Origin of the sequence: Virgibacillus sp. 7505, assembly GCF_002272135.1 — a bacterium.
Taxonomy (GTDB): Bacteria; Bacillota; Bacilli; order Bacillales; family Amphibacillaceae; genus Terribacillus.
In genome coordinates this window covers 1-317 of sequence record NZ_NPBF01000118.1, presented here as the reverse complement: position 1 = coordinate 317, position 317 = coordinate 1, and the positions used below count along the sequence as shown (strand labels likewise).

Sequence of the window (317 nt, the reverse complement as noted above, 5' to 3'; positions counted from 1 at the left end):
AAAAAAATATATAGAAAAAGCCCGGCAACGTCCTACTCTCGCAGGAGGAAGCCTCCAACTACCATCGGCGCAAAAGAGCTTAACGGCCGTGTTCGGCATGGGAACGGGTGTGACCTCTTTGCCATTGTCACCGGACTCTACTTGACTTCAGATAAGCGGCGAATCTCTTCGTCTCGTTCGTGATTCTTCTTCAGTCACGTACGTTTGTACGCTCCTTCAGTCGAACACTTCCGATCCTCGACCTTCTTGCTTCTCTTTGTCAATCGCTTTGCTTCAGATGCGGCGAATGGCTTCGTCTGCACTGAAGGGTGTAGAAA

General features: G+C 49.8%; 1 rRNA gene. It reads right to left on the bottom strand.

Going from position 1 to position 317, the window contains the following annotated elements:
- Nucleotides 1-19: 19 nt before the first annotated feature.
- Nucleotides 20-135: ribosomal RNA gene (gene rrf, locus CHH91_RS18185) — 5S ribosomal RNA — on the bottom strand.
- Nucleotides 136-317: the final 182 nt, after the last annotated feature.